This is a genomic window from Vagococcus bubulae, from assembly GCF_003950315.1.
GTDB classification, from domain to species: Bacteria; Bacillota; Bacilli; order Lactobacillales; family Vagococcaceae; genus Vagococcus; species Vagococcus bubulae.
Map to the genome: position 1 here is coordinate 244,547 of NZ_NGJT01000001.1, position 20,184 is coordinate 264,730.

Below are 20,184 nucleotides of genomic sequence, written 5' to 3' on the forward strand. Positions count from 1 at the left end.
TTGTTCTCCTTTTTAGTTATCTGCATATGCCTTAATGATATCTGCAACCACTGGATGTCTGACCACATCTTGTGTTGAGAATTCTATAAATGCAATTTTTTTGATATCTCTTAGTATTTTCTCAGCATGGACTAACCCACTTTCAACCCCACGAGGTAAATCTATCTGAGTTTTATCTCCATTTATAATCATCTTTGAACGATTTCCTAAACGAGTTAAAAACATCTTCATTTGTGCATTTGTTGTATTTTGTGCTTCATCTAATATAACAAAGGCTTCTTCTAATGTTCTCCCCCTCATATAAGCAAGCGGTGCTATTTCAATCACACCTCTATCCATTAATCTTGTTGTGTGTTCCATTCCAAGAATTTGATAGAGGGCATCATAGACCGGACGTAAATACGGATTGACTTTTTCTTGTAAATCCCCAGGTAGAAACCCTAAATTTTCTCCTGCTTCAACAGCTGGTCTTGTTAAAATAATTTTTTCTACTTCACCTTTTTTTAAAGCACTCACTGCCATTACAACTGCTAAAAATGTTTTACCAGTCCCAGCAGGTCCAATACCAAACGTCACATCATTTTTTTTAATGGCTTGAATATATTTTTTTTGTCCATCATTTTTCACACGAATGGCATTTCCTTTATTATCTTTTAATAAAGCATGTTCATAAAGACTAAAGAATGTTTCTAGTTGGCCTTTTTTTGCTAATTGAATAGCCGTTAGCATATCACTACTTGTAATGTTATGCCCTCTTAAAATTAACTGTTGTATAGCTGTTAAAATGTCTTGAACCATCGAAACATTTTCAGCACTTCCTGATAAATGAACAACCTCTCCTCGTGAAGAAATTGATACATTTAAATATTCTTCAAGCATCTTGACATGTTTGTCATGTGTGCCAAACAAATCCTTGCTCTCAATGTTCTTATCTAACATAAATACTAGTGTTGTTTCTGACGTCAATAACTACAGCTCCTTCATCATCTTATAACCTAAATAATACCACAATCTTCAAATAAAAAAAATAACGAGGCTACTTTCATGCTTTTTTCTACATGATTAGAAGTTAGTAGTATAACACAAAAAAGAAGATAGAGGTGACAACCACCACTATCTTCTAAAAAATCTTTCATATACAATTAATAAAGAAACGAAAATAGACTATGCTAGGCTTTCTTTTACTAAAGCGTTGACTTTCTGACCGTCAGCCTTCCCTTTAGTTTTAGGCATAACAACACCCATCACTTTTCCGAAATCTTTCATTGATGACGCACCTGTTTCATCTACTGCAGATTGAATGATATCACGTAACTCATCCTCAGATAATTGTTCAGGCATATAGCGCTCAACAATTTTAATCTCTCCAGAAACTTTTTCCACTAAATCTTGACGATCAGCTTGTTTAAATTCCTGTAACGAATCCTTACGCTGTTTCATCTCTCTAGATAAGACAGTCAGTTCTTCATCAGGTGATAACGACTCACCTTTTTTGATTTCCTCATTTTGAATAGAAGATTTCATCATCCGTAAGACAGACAATGTTTCTTTATCTTTTGCTTTCATCGCTACTTTGATATCATTGTTTAACCTATTCAATAGAGTCATAATATCAGATCCATTCATTAAAACTAGTATTTTTTACGTTTTCTTGCAGCTTCAGACTTTTTCTTGCGTTTAACACTTGGTTTTTCGTAGTATTCACGCTTGCGGTACTCCTGTAAAGTACCAGTTTTTGAAACGGAACGTTTGAAGCGACGAAGAGCGTCATCTAATGATTCGTTTTTACGAACAACAGTTTTTGACATATAAATCCCTCCCTCCAAACTTTTTGGTAACCGTTTTTTATATAAAGTAATATTAAACAAAAAACTGTTCACAATATATTATAGCTAATTGAGTTTTTCTCGTCAACTACCTATTGTTAATTTTTTAAACATTTCTCGCATTTCCCTAATATTTCAAAACGATGACCTTCAATTAAACAACCTGGTAGTTGCTCTTGAAACATGTCCATCGGGCACATATGAATTTCTCTCGTCGCACCACAAGAAGTACAAATAAAGTGGTGATGATGGTGCTCCCCATGAACATCACAATGAAATCGGTACCTTTTTTCACCTTGTAAGTCTGTTTCTTCTAAAATATTTAATTCTGCAAAATCTCTCAAATTTCGATAAATCGTATCATAGCTGACACCTTTATATTTATTGTTCATAAAATTAAACACATCTAATGCCGCAACATAACGATTTTCATTAATCAGAAAAGAAAGTATATCCGAACGTTTTTTTGTGTACTTCAATCCATTGTCTTTCATTATCGATATCGCGTAGTCTAATTCTTTTTCCAAAATCTTTCCCTCTCTTCATAATAATCATCGTCTAGGTTATATTATATGCTATAATTTAAGTAAAGTAAAAATATTAAGGATGTGAAATGTCTATGACAGACCAACGTATCAGCATTTTTATTATTTCTGATTCAGCAGGTGAAACAGCTTCTAAATTAGCTCAAGCTTCTATGGCCCAGTATGAAGATGCAAAAATAAAGATACAAATTATTAAACGTGCATTCATCTATCGTGAAGAAGAACTCATACAAGCACTAGATGAAGCGAAAGCTCTTGATGCTATTGTCCTTCACACTCTTGTTTCCAAAGATTTAGTTAATATAGCCAACAACTATGGAAAACAACATAATCTCTTTATGATTGATGTTTTATCAGGATTAGTTGGCGAATTATCCAAACGAACAGGTTTAGAGCCTAGTCGTTTACCAGGAGCTATGCATTTTCTAAGTAAAAATTATTTCGAAAGAATTAGCGCGATGGAATTTGCTGTAAAATATGACGATGGTAAAAACCCTAAAGGATTTTTAGAAGCAGATATCCTTCTTCTAGGTGTGTCTCGTACGTCAAAAACACCATTAAGTTTGTTTTTAGCTAACAAAAATTTAAAAGTCGCAAACTTACCATTGATACCAGAAGCACATATTCCACCACAACTTTGGGAAGTTGACCCGAAAAAAATAGTCGGTTTAACAAATAATCCTAAAGTATTAAATCGCATACGCCGAGAACGGATGAAATCATATGGTTTAAACCCAGATACTGCGTATTCAGATATTGATAAAATAAAACGAGAACTTGATTTTGCTAATGACCTATATAAAAAATTAGGCTGTTTAGTCATTAATGTTGCACAACTTTCTATAGAAGAAACTGCTTCTATTATTTTAAGTGAATTAAATATTGAAGATACTAGTTATTTTGGATAATAAAAAAGAGGCTGACTAAAAAGTCTTAAAATAGAAAAAACCCCATGAAATCCGTTAATTACAACGTTGATTTCATGGGATTTCTATTTTGTTAGTTAAGTGATTTTATTACCAAAATTACTTTTGGGTCAGCCTCTTTTTATTTTATTGAATTCTTATAGTATAACTTTTATTAAAGTGATCACCTTTAGTTAATTTATTAATCCCGATTTTCTCTTCGATTTTCCCATTGCTAGAAACATCATCTGCTATCCCACACCAAGGTTCTATACAAACAAACGGCGCTTCAACCGTATTCGGACTCCAAAAACCAACAAAAGGAAAATCTTCATAACTCAACATCACGCCATGCGGATGTTTATCAGATAAAATGGAAAAAGTATTTCTTCCTTTTGTTTCTAAAATTTGAGCATCTTCTTTAAAGAGCGAATGTTTTAATTGAATGGATGTATTGGTTTGTGCCAACGTCTTGCACGCATTATTAATATAAGCCCCTTTTAGAGGAATTTTAATTCGTGATTTTAACGGTGCAAAATGAAGATAATAATCGCTCATCTCTGTGCCTTCAATTAGTGGTATGTTAAATGCCGGATGCCCACCAATCGAAAAATACATTTCATCAGAAAGCGTCGACACATCATAGCTGATGGTTAACGTTGTTTCTTCTAATTTATAACCTATCAATAACCGAAACTCAAACGGATAATTTTTTAGTGTTTCTTGATTACTCTTTAACTCCAATATGGCAGAGTTATTTGTTTGCTCAATGACATCAAATAACATATCACGAGCAAATCCGTGTTGCCCCATTGAATAAGTTTTATCTTGATAAGAATAGGTATTGTCTTTTAATCGACCGACAAGCGGAAATAAAACCGGCGCATGACGTCCCCAAAAGGCTGAATCGGCTTGCCAAATATATTCAACACCCGTTTCTTTTAAAATAAAACTGGATAACTCAGCCCCAAACTTATTAATGGTTACTCTAGCTCTCTCTGATTCTAATTTTAACGTCATGACATTCCTCCTAAACGACCGTTTCTTTATCAAGTAAGTTTATTAGTTGCTGATTGGTTATTTTTATAAATGTGCCTTTCATGCCTAGAGAACGCGTTTCAATCACACCACCTGATTCAAGTTTTCGTAATGCATTCACGATTACAGAACGAGTAATTCCTATTCTATCCGCAATACTAGATGTTGTTAAAATACCTTCTTCTGCATCTAATTCCTCAAAAATCGCTTTAATTGCTTTTAATTCACTAAAAGATAAAGATTTCAATGCCATCTGTACCATACTCGTTTCACGAACTTGTTTTTCGATATCTCCAGATTTTTGATAGAGCATTTGCATCCCAACAACTGTGGCACTATACTCTCCTAAAATAAAGTCTTCTGTATTAAATTTTTTATTTACACGACCTAAAAGAATGGTACCAAGTCTTGTACCAGCGCCAAATATTGGAACGAGCGTTGTATAAGCATTCGCCAATTCTTTTTTTAATTCAAAAGGAAAGATTGTCAATTCTTCATCTATTGGAATATTTTCAACAGTTTGCTGAATATCTTTTAACAATGTCGTATACGAATGAGGGAATTGATGGTTAATAATCATTTCATTGATTCGTTCATTATTAAAATCATGTACCACAGAGTACCCTAACAACACACCTTCTTTTGACAAAATATAAGTATTACATTCCATAATATCTGATAATACTTGTGCCATTTGCAAATAAGGCATCTCTTTTTCTTCTTGAATGGTATTTTCTTTTTGTAACAATTCATTAATCATACGTGTTTTTTGCAATAAATCATTCATACCACCACTCCTAAACGATTGTTATAAAATGTAACGACTTAAATCCTCATCTTCAGAGATTTCACCTAATTTTTCATTCACATACTGTTCTGTGATGGTAATCTCACCCATTGACATATCAGGAGATTCAAATAATAAGTCTTCTAATAATTTTTCTAAAATAGTGTGCAAACGTCTTGCACCGATATTGTCTGTTTCACTATTCACGTTATACGCAATATTGGATAAGCGTTCAATCGCTTCTTTAGTAAACGTCACATCTATGTTTTCAGTTTTAAGTAAGGCAATATACTGTTTAATCAATGCATTATTAGGTTCTGTTAAAATGCGTACAAAATCTTCTGCAGTTAAATCATCTAATTCAACGCGAATTGGGAAGCGACCTTGTAACTCAGGAATTAAATCACTTGGTTTACTTAAATGGAACGCACCTGATGCGATAAATAGAATATGATCTGTAGCAATTGTGCCATATTTCGTATTAACAATAGAGCCTTCAACGATTGGTAAAATATCACGCTGAACCCCTTCACGAGATACTTGTCCATTGCTTTCAGATTTAGATGTAATTTTATCAAACTCATCTATAAAAATAATCCCATTATTTTGTGCTAGTTTGATTGCTTCACTATGTGTATCAGCACTGTTTACTAACTTTTCAGATTCTTCATTAATTAAAATTTCGCGTGCTTCTTTAACTGTCACTGTACGTTTAATTTTTTTCTTTGGCGTTAGTGAATTTAGCGCATCCCCTAAATCAATTCCCATTTGTTCTAACCCATTGTTCATGGTTGGCGTTTGTTTTTTCTCTTCTACTTCAATCGTAATTTCACGATCTTCCAGTTGACCTTTCTCAAGTTGAGATTGAACTGTTTCACGACTAACACGAATTGAATCGTTTACTTCTTCTTTTTCTTCTTCATTGTTTTGTTGGAAGCCGTTCATCATTTGCATCATCATATCAAATTGATTCGTTGATTGACGTTTTTCTTTTTTAATACCAGGTACTAATAATTTTACTAAACGCTCTTCAGCAGCTTTTTTTGCTTTTGAATACACTTGACTATACTGATCTTTTTTAACAATCGCGATACTTGCCTCAACTAAGTCACGAACCATTGATTCAACATCACGTCCTACATAACCAACTTCTGTGAATTTTGTTGCTTCAACTTTGACAAAAGGGGCATTCACAATTTTTGCTAATCGTCTAGCTATTTCTGTTTTACCAACACCAGTTGGTCCAATCATTAATAAGTTTTTAGGTGTAATATCTTGTTGCATTACTTCATCTAATTGCATACGACGATAACGATTACGCAAAGCCACTGCAACAGATTTTTTTGCTTTGTTTTGTCCAATAATATATTGATCTAATTCTTCTACAATTTGTCTTGGTGTTTTTGTTACTGTATCCATTAATGTCATCTCCTATAATTCTTCTACAATAATGTTGTGATTGGTATACACACAAATATCTCCTGCAACGTTTAAAGCTGCTTTAGCAATTTCTCCTGCTGTTAAATCATCACGACCATCTCGCTTAAGTGCTCTAGCTGCAGCTAACGCATAATTTCCACCAGAACCAATCGCTAAAATGCCATCGTCTGGCGCAATCACTTCACCTGTACCTGAAACAACGAGCATCTCTTTATCATTCATGACGATAAGCATTGCCTCTAATTTTTGCATCGCACGATCACTACGCCATTGCATTGCAAGTTCAACAGCTGCACGCATTAAATTTCCTTTATATTGATTTAATTTTTCTTCAAATTTCCCTTCAAGATTAAATGCATCTGCTACACTTCCAGCAAATCCGACAACCACTTGATCGTTATAAATACGTCGAACCTTTCTAGCTGTACCTTTCATAACAACAGACTCACCCATTGTTACTTGACCGTCGCCAGCCATAGCAAATTTTCCGTCTTTTTCTACTGCACAAATAGTTGTTGAATGAAATGTTGTATATCCCATAACTAATTCTCCTATTCTAAATTTAAGCTCTCGGATGAAAATTCCGATAATTTTTTTGTAATGCACTGGTTGTAACGTGCGTATATATTTGGGTAGAAGACAAACTAGAATGCCCTAATAATTCTTGCACTGTTCGCATGTCTGCTCCATTATCTAACAAATGTGTGGCAAACGTATGCCTAAAAATATGTGGATGAATATTCGTTGTTAAGCTACTTTGTTTTATTAACTTATCCAATATATATTGCACACCTTTTGCCGTTAACTCTTGTCCATGATGATTGATAAACAAGGTTTCATGAGTGCAATGATATTTAGCCATCAGTTCTACTCGAGTGGTGGTCAGGTACTCCTGCAAAGCATCCGCACAAAATGAACCAAATGGAACATATCGTTGTTTGCCACCTTTTCCATTAATCAACACAATACCATTGTCCATATCTAAATCATTTAATTCAATCGATACACACTCTGACACACGAATACCTGTAGCATATAATAACTCTAGTAACGCTCGGTTTCGTTTATCTAACAGTGACTGGCCTGATACTGAATCAAATAAAATAGCAATCTCTTTTTCGTATAAAAAGCTGGGTAACTTATTTTGCTTTTTTTTCATTTGGATATAACTAAAAGGATTATCTTTAATCCATTCATTTTTTATTAAAAATTGGTAAAAAGAGCGAAGACTCGAAATTTTCCGACTAATTGTATTACGACTATACTCTTTATCATGTAAATAAGCTAAGTATACTCTAGCATCTTGAAATGAAATCGTTAAATAGTCAGAATTGCCTGTTTCTTCCAAAAATTCAAAAAAATGGGTCACATCATCCTCATATGCTAACTTTGTTTGTAATGAATAATGCCTCTCATCTATCAAATATCTTAAAAATAACGCTAAGTGATCAATCGAAATCAACCCCTTTCATTACAAATTATAAAATTAATGTAACATACAAAAAAATTTTTTACCAATAAATTTGTGTGTTTTAAAAAAATTATAGTAAAATTTAAATAAAGTGCAAAAAAATAGCATGTCAAATGACATACTATTTATCAAATAATGTTAAAGACTCTTTCGTCGCCTCAATTGCTCGATTAGCAATTTGTGTGTAGCGTTCTTTTTTATCTCTAATTCGCTCTGGCAATTCAGGGAATAAGCCAAAATTTACATTCATTGGTTGGAAATGTTTTCCAGATGTATGAGTGATATAGTGAGCCATTCCACCAATTGCTGTTTCCTGTGGTAACACAATCGGTTCTTTCCCTTGAGCAAGCCTTGCTGCATTTCGCCCAGCTAAAATACCACTAGCTGCACTTTCAACATAACCTTCAACACCAGTCATTTGACCAGCAAAGAAAAGGGTTGGACGTTTTTTCGATTGATACGTTGGTTCTAGTAACTCTGGTGAATTCATAAACGTATTTCGATGCATCACACCATAACGCACGATTTCAGCATTTTCTAAACCAGGAATCATTTGAATGACACGTTTTTGTTCGCCCCATTTTAAATGTGTTTGGAAACCAACAATATTATACAATGACGCTGCGGCATTATCTTGACGAAGTTGAACAACAGCATATGGACGTTTACCTGTTTTTGGATCTTCCAATCCAACTGGCTTCAACGGACCAAACGTCATCGTTTTTTCACCACGATTTGCCATGACTTCAATTGGCATACATCCTTCGAAGAATTTTTCTTTTTCAAATGATTTTAAAGGAGCAACCTCTGCATTAACTAACGCTTCTCTAAAAGCATAAAATTCTTCTTTTGTCATTGGACAATTAAGGTAGGCTGCTTCACCTTTGTCATAACGAGATTTTAAATAAACTTTATTCATATCAATAGAAGACTTTTCTATGATTGGTGCTGCTGCGTCATAAAAGTAAAGACCTTCTGATTGAGTAAATTCTTTTATACTTTCCGCTAAAGGTTCACTTGTTAAAGGACCAGTGGCAATAACTGTAATGCCTTCAGACGGAATTTCAGTTATTTCTTCATGATGAACGGTAATATTTGGATGATTAGATACTTGTTTTGTTACTTCTTCAGAAAAACTTTCTCTATCCACTGCTAAAGCGCCACCTGCTGGGACTTGTGTTTTATCCGCTGCAGCAATAATCACTGAACCAAATTCACGCATTTCTTCTTTTAATAATCCAGCTGCATTTGTAATCCCATTTGCACGTAAAGAGTTTGTACAGACTAATTCAGCAAACTGATCTGTGTGATGAGCGGGGGTTTTTTTAATTTTTCTCATTTCATATAAATCAACTTGTGCACCAGATTGTGCTGCTTGCCATGCTGCTTCACTTCCAGCTAATCCTGCACCAATAACAGTTACTTTATTTGTTGTCATTTAGTTACCTCTTTCTCAGTAATTAAGTAAAGGACAAGAGTGAGTCACTCTTGTCCTCTTAGGCATTATACACAATTTATAAATAGAAACCTAGTATTATTTTTGGACATCTTCTTGATAGTCGCAATTACTACAAATAATCTGCATACCACCCCGTACTTTTTTCTGTACTAAATAATGATGACATTTAGGGCAATCACGTCCGATTGGTTTATCCCATGAGGTAAATTCACATTCAGGATATCGATCACACCCATAAAAAATACGATTTTTTTTCGTTTTCTTTTCGATGACGTCTCCTTTTTTACATGTAGGACACGTTACACCGATTTTCTTAACAATGGCTTTTGTATTTCGACAATCAGGGAAATTACTACAAGCATAGAATTTTCCATATTTTCCTAATTTAATAACCATTGGCGAACCACACTCTTCACAATCAAATCCAGCTGGTTCATCTTTAATTTGAATTTTTTCCATTTTTTCTTCAGCAGTAGCTAATTCTTTTGAAAATGGATGATAGAATCGACTAATAACATCTACCCATTGTTCTTTGTGTTCTGCAATGGCATCCAAATCTTTTTCCATTCCAGCTGTAAAGGTCGTATCGACAATTTGTGGGAAATACTCACACATAATCGTATTAACAATCTCACCAAGTTCAGTTGGTTCAAAACGTCTGGCATTTAATTTAACGTAATAACGTCGTTGAATCGTTTCAAGCGTTGGTGCGTAAGTTGATGGACGTCCAACACCTTGTTCTTCTAAAGTTTTAACCAAGGTTGCTTCACTATACCTAGCTGGCGGTTGAGTAAAATGTTGTTTGGGTTCGATATCAACTGATTTAACAACGTCCCCTACCTCTAAATCAGGCAAGATATTATCTTTTTCTTCTTTTCCTTCATCTTTTCCCTCAACATAAACCTTCATAAATCCTGGAAATTTCACTTTAGAACCATTGGCTACAAAGATAACGCCATTCTGAGTTAAATCAACACGCATCGTGTCCATAACTGCTGGCGACATTAAACTAGCAACCATACGAGACCAAATTAGCGAATACAATTTAAATTGATCTTTATCTAAGTATTCTTTAATTGATTCAGGTGTACGCATCACACTTGATGGACGAATGGCTTCATGGGCATCTTGTGCGCCTTCTGCTTTTTTCGCTGGCTTTTTCTTAGAATCAAAAAACTCTTGTCCGTATGTCTCAACAATAAAATCATATGCTTCATTTTTAGCTGTATCCGACAATCTTGTTGAGTCCGTTCTCATATATGTAATCAAACCAACTGTCCCTTGACCTTTACCAAGTTTAATTCCCTCGTAAAGTTGTTGAGCTACCATCATGGTTTTTCTTGTTCTGAAGTTTAGTTTACGAGCTGCTTCTTGTTGTAAACTACTTGTTGTAAATGGATTAGCAGGATTTCTTTTACGTTCTTTTTTCGTCACTTTAACAACATCATAATCACGACCAGTTAATTTTTCCGTGACTTGTTTGACATCGTTCTCATTCGATAACTTCAGCTTTTTCCCATCTACTCCATAAAAATTAGCTGAGAATTTTGCTTTGTTTTTTAAAAACGTCCCTGGAATACTCCAATACTCTTCTGGTTTAAATTGTCTAATCTCTTCTTCACGGTCGATAATCATTTTTAATGCAACTGACTGTACACGACCAGCACTCAATCCTTTTTTAACTTTCTTCCATAATAAAGGACTAATTGAATACCCAACCAGTCTATCTAAAATACGTCTTGCTTGTTGTGCATCGACTAAATCAATATTTATTTTTCTAGGTTCTTTAAAGGCTTGTTTAACTGCCTCTTTTGTAATTTCGTTAAATACAACACGGTTTTTATCATTTAAATCTAAGTCTAAAATATGAGCTAAATGCCACGCAATCGCTTCCCCTTCACGGTCCGGATCGGCTGCGAGATAGACTTTTTCAGCTTTTTTGGCGTGTTTCTTTAAATCCTTAATGACAGGACCTTTTCCTCTAATGTTTATATAGTGAGGCTCAAAATTATTTTCAATATCAATACCCATTTTACTTTTAGGCAAATCTCTAATATGCCCAACGCTTGCTACGACTTTATAATTTCTTCCGAGATATTTCTCGATCGTTTTAGCTTTAGCAGGGGATTCCACAATCACTAAATATTTGTAACTCATGCCCCTCTTCCTCTCTTTTTTTACAATTTATACTTCTATATATACCACTTCGGCAATCGTTTATCATATTAGCTATTGATTTTGTATTTGTCAAGGATTTCTATAATTCTTCTAAAATATCTGAACTCGATTGAACACATTTTGCTCCGTCTTTAATAAGCAACAAACACCCTTCTGATTCCTTTATTAATGGATTATTCGGAATAGCAAAAACACTTCTTCCTTCTTCTAATGCTAGTTGAGCTGTAATGAACGTACCGCTTCTCTTTTTTGCCTCAACCACAAGTGTTCCAAGAGAAAGACCTGCGATGATTCGATTTCGTTCTGGAAAGTGATAAGGAAGTGGTGATTCATTTGGTAAATATTCTGTTATAACTAATTGATTTTGATACATATACTCTTGCAAGCGTTGGTTTTCTCTAGGATACACTCGATTTAATCCAAACCCCAATACACCGATTGTGTTGCCTTGTCTTCGAATAGCTAATTTATGAGCAGATGTATCATTTCCTTTTGCTAGTCCACTGACTATTGTCAATTTTTGATTAATAAAATCTGGCATTAATGACTCTATCATCTCTTTTCCAAAATCAGTTTGTTCCCTAGAGCCGATAATGGATAACATAGGTGTTTGTAATAATTCTTTCTTTCCTTTATAAAATAAAGCAACAGGTGGATTATAGATGTGTGATAATCGCTCTGGATATTCCTTATCTAAAAAGGTAATCATGCCATATTCTTCCATATATAAAGCCAAATCTTCTTCCGTTATTTTCAGACTTTCATTAAACGTTTCCACAAAAATTGCGTGGTATTTCGGCTTTATTTCTGCAATTTTCAACATTGTTTCAAAACAATAATCAAATGGATTTTCCATTAAATATGGCAATAGTTTCAACCGACCAATATTTCCAATCCCTTTTGTATGTTTCAGGCGAAAAATAAGTAATTGATGCATAAAAAAACTCCCTTGCATTGTTTTTAACAACATACGCAAAAGAGTTCTAATTTAGTTTAACATGCTTTTGATTGGTTCAAATGTTTTTCGATGTATTTTAGTAATTCCTTGATTATCAAGTTGTGCTAAGTGTTCTTTAGTCCCATATCCCGCATTTTTTGCAAAGCCGTAACCAGGAAATTCTTTATCAAATTCTACCATCATACGATCTCTTGTGACTTTTGCCATAATACTTGCACTAGCAATTGAAATACTATTCGCATCTCCTTTGATAATACTCTCTTGTGGGATATCAAGAGGTAGCGTCATAGCATCGATTAATAAACAATCAGGTGATACATTTAGTTGATTAACCGCTTCTATCATAGCCAGTTTCGTTGCTTCATATATATTGACAGAATCAATCACTTCTTCACTCATAATACCGATTCCAATTGAGATAGCTTGTGATTGAATTTTATCAAAAAATTCTTCACGTTTTTTTAAAGACAACTGTTTAGAATCATTAATGCCAATACCATCAAAATCATCCGGTAATACAACCGCCGCCGCAACTACTGGGCCAGCTAAAGGTCCACGTCCCACTTCATCAATTCCAACAATGATGTTATGTCCTTGTGCTCTTGCTTTTTTTTCATACCGAGTCATTGTAACAAATTGTTCTTTTAGTGCTTGTTGCTTTTGTAACCTTTTTTTCGTTTGATCAATAATTTTTTGAACTCCTTTGCGCTCATCTTGTTGATATTGAGCAAATAAGTCATCCTTTTCATCGATAACAAAAGAAAATTTTTCTTTAATGGATTGAATTGTTTCACTCATGAAGCATATCCTCAACTCTATCTAGTGTGTACTTACCCAAACGTCCATCTCGAATTTCTTGAACGATCATGACACTACCTCGCTCATAATCTTCTTGGAATCCTCTTTTTTTGGTAATTAACATCAATTTATCTACTTGATTTAATGTCATGTCTTCATCCGTTAATTTATATCGCTCTTGTAATTGTTCAGGATAAAATTCATTAAAAAATTCTAAGCCATATAATGCTAAATCATCCATATGTAATAAAGCATCTTTGATGGCACCTGTTAAGGCTAATTTTTTCCCAATCTCTTTATCTTCAAATTTGGGCCACAAAATTCCCGGTGTATCTAACAACTCTAAGTCTTTTCCCGTTTTTAACCATTGTTGTCCTTTAGTTACTCCAGGCATATTACCTGTTTTCGCCATATTTTTATTCGCTAAGCGATTTAATAGCGTTGACTTACCAACATTAGGAATCCCAATGCACATCGCGCGAACTGGTCTAGGTTTCATCCCGCGAGCTGCTTGTTTAGCAATTTTTTCTGCTAAAATTTCTTTAACTTTTGGCGTAATTTTATTGATTCCTTTTCCTTGATTCGCATTAATAGCTAAACAATGAATCCCTTGAGAAGCAAAATAATCATGCCATCTTTGTGTTTCTTTTACATCTGCTAAATCTGATTTATTCAACAACATCAATCTTGGCTTTTGTTGGATTAACGAATCCAACATAGGATTTCGACTTGAAATAGGCAGCCTTGCATCGACTATCTCTAAAACAATATCCACTAATTTTAATTTTTCTGCAACCTCACGTCTTGCTTTTGCCATATGACCTGGAAACCATTGAATTGTCATATCATTACTCCTTTAGTCTTTAATTATTTTTATATCTTGAATTGGATAATACACTAATCTTGCCTTTCCTATGATTGAATAGGAAGAAATAGTCCCAAAAGAGCGACTATCTTTACTGACACGTCTGTTATCCCCCATAACAAAATACTGATCTTTAGGGATTGTTTTCGTACCGATTAAATCCTTTGAATCAAAATCTGATGTTAACACATATTCATTCTTTTTTTTCTTAATATCTTTTAAAAATGTTTCTTCCACTAATTTATTGTTAATGTATAAACTATCATTTTTATAGACAATGTGATCTCCTGGTAATCCAATGACACGTTTAACATAGGTATTACCATCTGGAGCATGAAACACAATGATATCAAAGCGATTGACGGTAGAAAAGTTTTCAACTACGACAAAATCATGCTCTTTCAACGTAGGAGACATAGAATTTCCTGTCACCTCTAATGGAACAAATATAAACGCTCGCATGATAAAAATAATCACCGTACATAGTACAAACATTTTAATCCAGTGCCACAGTGTTTCAACAATCTTTTTCTCCATACGTCACCTACTCTCCAGATACTATGATATAAAAAAATCCTTTAAAATACTACATAAATTCGTTATCTTTCCTGTTTCCTTAAAAAAAGACTAGTTTTCACTAGTCTTTTTTTAACGTTTCAATCGCTTTTTCATATTGAACATCATGATTTTTCCAATAATCTACAATTTGTTTTTCTAACTCTCTAACAGTTTTTTCATCAGCTGTATCTGTTACTTCCAATTTATTTTTTTCTTGGAAACTTTTTACAGCTTGTTCTGTTTTGTCATTATAAGTGTCGCTATCATCTACATCATAGCCTAATACTTTTAAATACTCATTAATTATTTTCACATTCTCATTGACTGCTCCTAGCTTATAAGTAAGAGTCGTGTCAATTAATTTATGTTGAATATAAGATGGTTTGTCCACTTTTATCGTTGGTTCAACCCCTTTTTTATTAATCCATTTTCCACTTGGTGTTAACCATTTTTTAATGGTTAGTTTTATTTCCGCACCATCATTCATTGGAATCACTGTTTGAACGGTTCCTTTACCAAATGTTTTCGTTCCAACCACTTCAATGTTGGCTGAATCAATAAATGCTCCTGCTAATATTTCAGACGCACTGGCACTATTTTCATCCACTAATAAAACAGTTGGCTCAGTAATTTTGTCGCCACCATCAAGTTTTTTACTGGCTTTATGTTCTTCGTCGTCTTCTAATTTGCTTTCAAATTTTACAATTGTTTGGCCATCTTTTAAAAAGCGACTACTAATTTTTTCAACTTGATCCAACATACCACCGGGGTTTCCACGAACATCAAGAACAAATGATTTTGCGCCTTCTTTTCTAAGTTGTGTCACCACTTTATCAAACTCTTCTGAGGTTGATGAGCTGAAACTACTAATTGTAATATACCCAACGTCTTTATTTTTCTCATCTATTTTTCCAGTAACTGACTCAATCGGAATCACATCTCTTGTAATCGTTACTGGGAATGTTTCAGTTCCACGTTTAATTTCTAATTTAACGTCTGTCCCTTTTTCTCCTCGAACAAGCTTCACTACATCACTCAAGCTTTTCCCTTCAACACTTTTATCATCTACTTTTAAAATAGCATCACCTGTTTGAAGTTTGGCTTTTTCTGCTGGTGAATCTTTAATTGGAGGCTCTGCAACAGTTGGTAGCTCATTGGTCATAGTCATCACAGCACCAATTCCTTCAAAATTTCCATTGATGTCTTCTTCAAAACCTTTTGCTTCTTCAGCAGTAAAATACGTTGAATAAGGATCGTCAATTGCTGCTACCATACCTTTCATAGCCCCTTCATAGAGCTTTTTAGAATCAACATCTTTTATATATCCTTGTTGAATAAGGGTCGCTAAATCCGCAATATTATCCAAATCATCTTGTGTTGAAGCTGTTTGAACTCTGCCTTTAGACTCATAAACAAAAACAGTTCCTCCAATAGCCAGAATCGCGATAACGACACTCGTTATAATATATTTAGTCAAAGAAACGGTTTTTTTATTAGTATTATTATCTTTCATATTATCCATACACTTCCTTTATCTAGTAGCTTCTTGGTACATCTCCCATAACTCATCAAATACATCCATATTTGGGACATAGTAAGCATTGGTTTCTAAATAATCAGAAATGGCGTGATAATCCGTTTCTTGTTTTGGAAATTGGATATCATCAAAAATATCTTCTGCTAATTTTGAAATCGCATCTTGTTCTAGTTTTCCTCTATGTACTTGAATGTAATGATAAAAACTCATAAATGAACTCCTTTTATTTCTTATTATCCGATAAATACAAGTTAAATCTTATTTGATCATTCACTAAATTAATTTGCTCCGCTTTTACACGCATTCCGTTGGCTAATTTCATTTGTTGCAAATGAAGTGTGATGTACTGTTCATCCGGATTAATTTCAATCCACTTAGGAAAATCAACTGAATGAGAAATATAATTAATCATTGCAGGAATTGGCACACTTAATGTTCCAACAGTTAAATCCTTTGCCTTTAGTTGAACATCCCCATTAGCTAACACAAACGGCTCAAAATACAAGTAAAAATGAGTATCATGTCCCAGTAATGAAAATGTCCCATCAATTAATGCGTCTTTATCTAAATGGAATGTATAGTCTACGCCTGAGCTATCAAATAAATCTTTAATATAATAATTAATGGCTCGATTAACTTGATCTTTAGTCATAGACACTTCCAAAATAGGATCTTTTAAATCAATTGTTGTTTCTTTTTTTGTGTCATACGTCATTCTTGGTGTGCTAATACGATAACTCACTACAATTACCAATGACACTATAATAGCAATTAACGTTAAAAATGCTATTTTCCAAGGGTTTTCAAAAAACTTTTTAGTCTTTTTCTTCTTTTGTTTACTTTTTTCTTTATCAGTCATTAAAACCATCTCCTACTTCAACCACTTATCTTTTGTTGCTGCCATTTTAAGCTCAAAAGCATTTGCGATAATTTGATAGCCTAGATTATTGGGATGAAAAGTATCTTCCGACGAAATCAAATCATTAATTGACGCACTATTACCAGATTTAATTTCCTCTTTTTCTTTATCTGTTTTAGAAATTTCTGGAATACCTTGATAGATGTCATCATTAATTGGAACAAAATAAGCATTAGACTGCTTTTTAACAAATTCTTGTGAACTTTTATTCCAATAATCCACTATTTCTTGTAATTCTGTTATATCAGAGAAATTCAAGTAAAATGGATTATAAATACCTAACTGATAAATTGGAGCATCAGGATTTAGTACCCTTAATTCATCATACAATTCTTCTAATCGATCATAATATTTTTCTTTAGAACTATCCATTTTATTGACTGTGATTTTACTAAATAACTTAGGTTGAAGTGCTTGTAATAAATCATTTCCACCCACTGTTAATAGGATAGCATTCGCATTAGTCACAGACTTTTGCATGTCTTCATTTTTCTTTAATCGTTTTAATATTTGGTCACTTCTATCACCCGATTTACCGAAGTTTTCCACTTGAAACACATCAACTGGATAAGCATCAGATAAATCCTTTTGTAATAAAGGTAGATAACCACCGGAATTTGTCGTATCCCCTACGCCTTCAGTCAAAGAATCACCAACTGCACTTAAGCGTATCATTTCTATTCTATCAGTCGATGTTTTGGTTTCTTTACTTAAATGAATATTATCAGCCCTTGGAATCAAAAATAGGCCAATAATACTACAAATCATAACCATCACAACAAAAAAGAGTACATACTTCATGTGATATGTTATTTTTTTCATCAAAATCCCTCATTTAAAAAAGCAGACCATTGAGATCTGCTATCATTGTTTTTAATCTGTATAAAACATTACGGCAAATGCCCCTTTTCCTGTATGAGTTGCGACAAGAGGGGTGGTATGAACAATCGGAATACTTAAATCAGGCAAAGCATTTTTAAAGATTGTTTTCATTTCCTCACAAATTTCAGCACCAGTTGCTTCAGACATACCAAGATACTCTACTGATAAACCAGACAATTTTTTCTCTAATTCTTTGGCCCATTTAATAAAGGTTTTGTTTCCTCGACCTTTTGTCACCATTTCTAGTTCACCATTTTTTAATTGCATAAGTAATTTCATATTAAGAAAACCAGAAACCGCACCAACTAATTTCCCAATACGTCCGCCTTTAACAAGGTTTTCTAAAGTCGCTACCCCAATGTATAATTGAGTATTATTTTTTACATGCTCTACAGCAGACACAATTTCTTCTACCGTGTATTTTTCTTCTTTGGCCATTTTAGCTGCTTGATAGACTTGAAAGCCAAGTCCTTGGTCAATATAATCACTATCAATGACTGTCACATTTGATTTTGATAATTGAGCCGCTTGTCTCGCCGTATTAACTGTTCCACTTAATTTTTCCGTTAAGTGGATAGAAATAATTTCACTGCCATCTTCACCTAATTGGTCATACAATTCTACAAATTCTCCAATTGGTGGTTGACTAGTTTTTGGTAATGTTTTTGAATTAGACATCATCGTCATAAATTCAAAAGGATCCAAATCATTTTGATTAGCGTAAATGACACCATCAATCATTATTGATAAGCTTATGGTGTGTATATCAATCTGTTTTCGTCTCTCTTCTGGAATAATACAAGATGAGTCCGTCACTATTTTAATTTTTGTCATCATCAAACCTCTTTCAAAACCAACAATATTCATGTACAATTAAATTAATCTTTCTGTTTATTTAGTATAACAGAAAAAAAAATATTTTTCACTAAAAAACGAAAGGACGTATACAGTATGCACAATCCAACTTATTCAAAAAAATATCTTATTGTAAATGAAGTGTTTAATGCCATTACTCACGGGATTGGAACGGGTTTAAGTATTGCCGGTCTGGTATTACTTATCATTAAAGGAGCCCAAATGCACTCGCCAATTCGTATTGTTTCTTACTCAATATTTGGTGCATCAATGATCCTTTTATTTTTATTTTCAACCCTATTTCACAGTTTAATTTTCACTAAAGCAAAAAAAGTATTTCAAGTATTTGACCATAGCTCTATTTATTTACTCATTGCTGGTAGCTACACACCATATAGTTTAATTACAATCGGTGGAAAATTAGGATGGACCATGTTTATCATCATTTGGTTGTTAGCTATTTCTGGTATCGTATATAAATCAATTTTTCTTCAAAAAAGAGGAAAAGCTGATTATTTTCTATATATATTGATGGGGTGGTTATGCGTCATTGCTATTAAACCATTATATGAAGGTCTTGGTTTTAATGGCTTACTCCTTTTAGTACTGGGTGGGGTATCCTATACTGCTGGAACATTTTTTTATAGTAAACAACACTTGAAATTTATGCATGTTATTTGGCACTTATTTGTATTAGCTGGTGCTGTCTTTATTTTCTTTTCCGTTTATCTTTATACATAAAAAAATAGTCATTGCTTACTAAAAATGTAGGCTCTTTGTCAAATAGGACTGATGAGTTAAATCTATAAGATGATGAATTTGAGAGTAATCTCAGATTTATCATCTTTTTTAGTTATTTAATTTTTATAAGACCGTTTATCAAGAAAATTCTTATTCTCATGTTGCTGAATGATTTGAATCCGTATGATACTCTTTTAAGGGTTTTTATATGAGTATTCTTAGCTTCAATTTTTCCATTGGAAAAATCATAAAGAAGGGCATTGCGAATACCAGTTTCATATACAAGTAAGTTTTTTAATTTATCTTTAAATAGCCTATCTAAGCTATTAGGTAAGTTTTTCAACAGTTCAAAAAATGAATCAGCATCTTTATTTCTAAAATGATACGTTAGTAATTGGAAGCTATCGTAGGCTTCTTTTAGA

23 protein-coding genes are annotated in these 20,184 nt (G+C 33.5%); 2 read left to right on the top strand and 21 right to left on the bottom strand.

Features of this window, described 5'->3' with window-relative positions; translation table 11 throughout:
* Positions 1-12 precede the first annotated feature (12 nt).
* From CBF36_RS01075 to CBF36_RS01090, 4 genes are all read right to left on the bottom strand, one after another.
* Positions 13-966 (bottom strand): PhoH family protein, encoded by a 954-nt coding sequence (locus tag CBF36_RS01075; RefSeq protein WP_416340687.1) that lies wholly within the window; start codon positions 964-966, stop codon positions 13-15.
* 198 nt (positions 967-1,164) lie between these two features.
* Complete coding sequence (locus CBF36_RS01080) at positions 1,165-1,608, bottom strand: GatB/YqeY domain-containing protein (protein ID WP_125955842.1); 444 nt, start codon at positions 1,606-1,608, stop codon at positions 1,165-1,167.
* Positions 1,609-1,631: 23 nt separating this feature from the next.
* On the bottom strand, positions 1,632-1,808 hold the full coding sequence (gene rpsU, locus CBF36_RS01085; protein ID WP_071456767.1) for a 30S ribosomal protein S21: 177 nt from the start codon (positions 1,806-1,808) through the stop codon (positions 1,632-1,634).
* Between the two features lie 116 nt (positions 1,809-1,924).
* The gene (locus tag CBF36_RS01090) at positions 1,925-2,320 is read right to left on the bottom strand and encodes a Fur family transcriptional regulator (RefSeq protein WP_207854433.1); all 396 of its coding nucleotides are present in this window, start codon (positions 2,318-2,320) and stop codon (positions 1,925-1,927) included.
* Between the two features lie 119 nt (positions 2,321-2,439).
* On the opposite strand from CBF36_RS01090, the gene CBF36_RS01095 reads away from it, so the two are divergent.
* The gene (locus CBF36_RS01095; protein WP_125955846.1) at positions 2,440-3,279 is read left to right on the top strand and encodes a pyruvate, water dikinase regulatory protein; all 840 of its coding nucleotides are present in this window, start codon (positions 2,440-2,442) and stop codon (positions 3,277-3,279) included.
* Between the two features lie 144 nt (positions 3,280-3,423).
* Here the strand turns inward: CBF36_RS01095 and CBF36_RS01100 are convergent, their stop codons facing one another.
* From CBF36_RS01100 to CBF36_RS01175, 16 genes are all read right to left on the bottom strand, one after another.
* Positions 3,424-4,296: an aldose 1-epimerase family protein gene (locus tag CBF36_RS01100; RefSeq protein ID WP_125955847.1), complete on the bottom strand. Its 873-nt coding sequence runs from the start codon at positions 4,294-4,296 to the stop codon at positions 3,424-3,426.
* A 10-nt stretch (positions 4,297-4,306) separates the two neighbouring features.
* Positions 4,307-5,101, bottom strand: a complete 795-nt coding sequence (codY, locus tag CBF36_RS01105; protein ID WP_125955849.1) for a GTP-sensing pleiotropic transcriptional regulator CodY — start codon at positions 5,099-5,101, stop codon at positions 4,307-4,309.
* A 21-nt stretch (positions 5,102-5,122) separates the two neighbouring features.
* The gene (gene hslU, locus CBF36_RS01110; protein WP_125955851.1) at positions 5,123-6,520 is read right to left on the bottom strand and encodes an ATP-dependent protease ATPase subunit HslU; all 1,398 of its coding nucleotides are present in this window, start codon (positions 6,518-6,520) and stop codon (positions 5,123-5,125) included.
* 12 nt (positions 6,521-6,532) lie between these two features.
* Positions 6,533-7,081 carry an ATP-dependent protease subunit HslV gene (hslV, locus tag CBF36_RS01115; protein ID WP_125955852.1) on the bottom strand — a complete coding sequence of 183 codons (549 nt, stop codon included), beginning with the start codon at positions 7,079-7,081 and terminating at the stop codon, positions 6,533-6,535.
* A 22-nt stretch (positions 7,082-7,103) separates the two neighbouring features.
* On the bottom strand, positions 7,104-8,003 hold the full coding sequence (gene xerC, locus CBF36_RS01120) for a tyrosine recombinase XerC (RefSeq protein ID WP_125955854.1): 900 nt from the start codon (positions 8,001-8,003) through the stop codon (positions 7,104-7,106).
* A gap of 130 nt (positions 8,004-8,133) precedes the next feature.
* On the bottom strand, positions 8,134-9,450 hold the full coding sequence (trmFO, locus tag CBF36_RS01125; RefSeq protein ID WP_125955856.1) for an FADH(2)-oxidizing methylenetetrahydrofolate--tRNA-(uracil(54)-C(5))-methyltransferase TrmFO: 1,317 nt from the start codon (positions 9,448-9,450) through the stop codon (positions 8,134-8,136).
* 96 nt (positions 9,451-9,546) lie between these two features.
* On the bottom strand, positions 9,547-11,628 hold the full coding sequence (gene topA / locus CBF36_RS01130) for a type I DNA topoisomerase (RefSeq protein ID WP_125955857.1): 2,082 nt from the start codon (positions 11,626-11,628) through the stop codon (positions 9,547-9,549).
* 100 nt (positions 11,629-11,728) lie between these two features.
* Entirely contained in the window at positions 11,729-12,586 is an 858-nt protein-coding gene (dprA, locus tag CBF36_RS01135) for a DNA-processing protein DprA (RefSeq protein WP_165865348.1), read from the bottom strand.
* Positions 12,587-12,637: 51 nt separating this feature from the next.
* A complete protein-coding gene (locus CBF36_RS01140; RefSeq protein WP_125955861.1) occupies positions 12,638-13,405 on the bottom strand; it encodes a ribonuclease HII in 768 nt (255 codons plus the stop codon).
* The gene (gene ylqF / locus CBF36_RS12345; RefSeq protein ID WP_125955862.1) at positions 13,398-14,249 is read right to left on the bottom strand and encodes a ribosome biogenesis GTPase YlqF; all 852 of its coding nucleotides are present in this window, start codon (positions 14,247-14,249) and stop codon (positions 13,398-13,400) included. The genes CBF36_RS01140 and ylqF overlap by 8 nt, the downstream gene beginning before the upstream one ends.
* 12 nt (positions 14,250-14,261) lie before the next feature.
* Positions 14,262-14,807 carry a signal peptidase I gene (lepB, locus tag CBF36_RS12350; protein WP_125955864.1) on the bottom strand — a complete coding sequence of 182 codons (546 nt, stop codon included), beginning with the start codon at positions 14,805-14,807 and terminating at the stop codon, positions 14,262-14,264.
* A gap of 100 nt (positions 14,808-14,907) precedes the next feature.
* On the bottom strand, positions 14,908-16,350 hold the full coding sequence (locus CBF36_RS01155; RefSeq protein ID WP_243637947.1) for a S41 family peptidase: 1,443 nt from the start codon (positions 16,348-16,350) through the stop codon (positions 14,908-14,910).
* A gap of 9 nt (positions 16,351-16,359) precedes the next feature.
* Positions 16,360-16,575, bottom strand: coding sequence for a YozE family protein (locus CBF36_RS01160; protein ID WP_125955865.1), 216 nt, complete (start codon positions 16,573-16,575; stop codon positions 16,360-16,362).
* A 13-nt stretch (positions 16,576-16,588) separates the two neighbouring features.
* Complete coding sequence (locus CBF36_RS01165) at positions 16,589-17,224, bottom strand: YpmS family protein (RefSeq protein ID WP_165865349.1); 636 nt, start codon at positions 17,222-17,224, stop codon at positions 16,589-16,591.
* A 12-nt stretch (positions 17,225-17,236) separates the two neighbouring features.
* The gene (locus CBF36_RS01170; protein WP_243637948.1) at positions 17,237-18,106 is read right to left on the bottom strand and encodes an SGNH/GDSL hydrolase family protein; all 870 of its coding nucleotides are present in this window, start codon (positions 18,104-18,106) and stop codon (positions 17,237-17,239) included.
* A 51-nt stretch (positions 18,107-18,157) separates the two neighbouring features.
* Positions 18,158-19,000 carry a DegV family protein gene (locus CBF36_RS01175; protein WP_125955868.1) on the bottom strand — a complete coding sequence of 281 codons (843 nt, stop codon included), beginning with the start codon at positions 18,998-19,000 and terminating at the stop codon, positions 18,158-18,160.
* A 117-nt stretch (positions 19,001-19,117) separates the two neighbouring features.
* Here CBF36_RS01175 and trhA point away from each other — a divergent pair, with 117 nt between their 5' ends.
* Positions 19,118-19,762 carry a PAQR family membrane homeostasis protein TrhA gene (trhA, locus tag CBF36_RS01180; protein WP_125955870.1) on the top strand — a complete coding sequence of 215 codons (645 nt, stop codon included), beginning with the start codon at positions 19,118-19,120 and terminating at the stop codon, positions 19,760-19,762.
* Positions 19,763-19,874: 112 nt separating this feature from the next.
* On the opposite strand, the gene CBF36_RS01185 is transcribed toward trhA, so the two are convergent.
* A partial coding sequence (locus CBF36_RS01185; protein ID WP_165865350.1) for a transposase occupies positions 19,875-20,184 on the bottom strand: 310 nt, incomplete at its 5' end.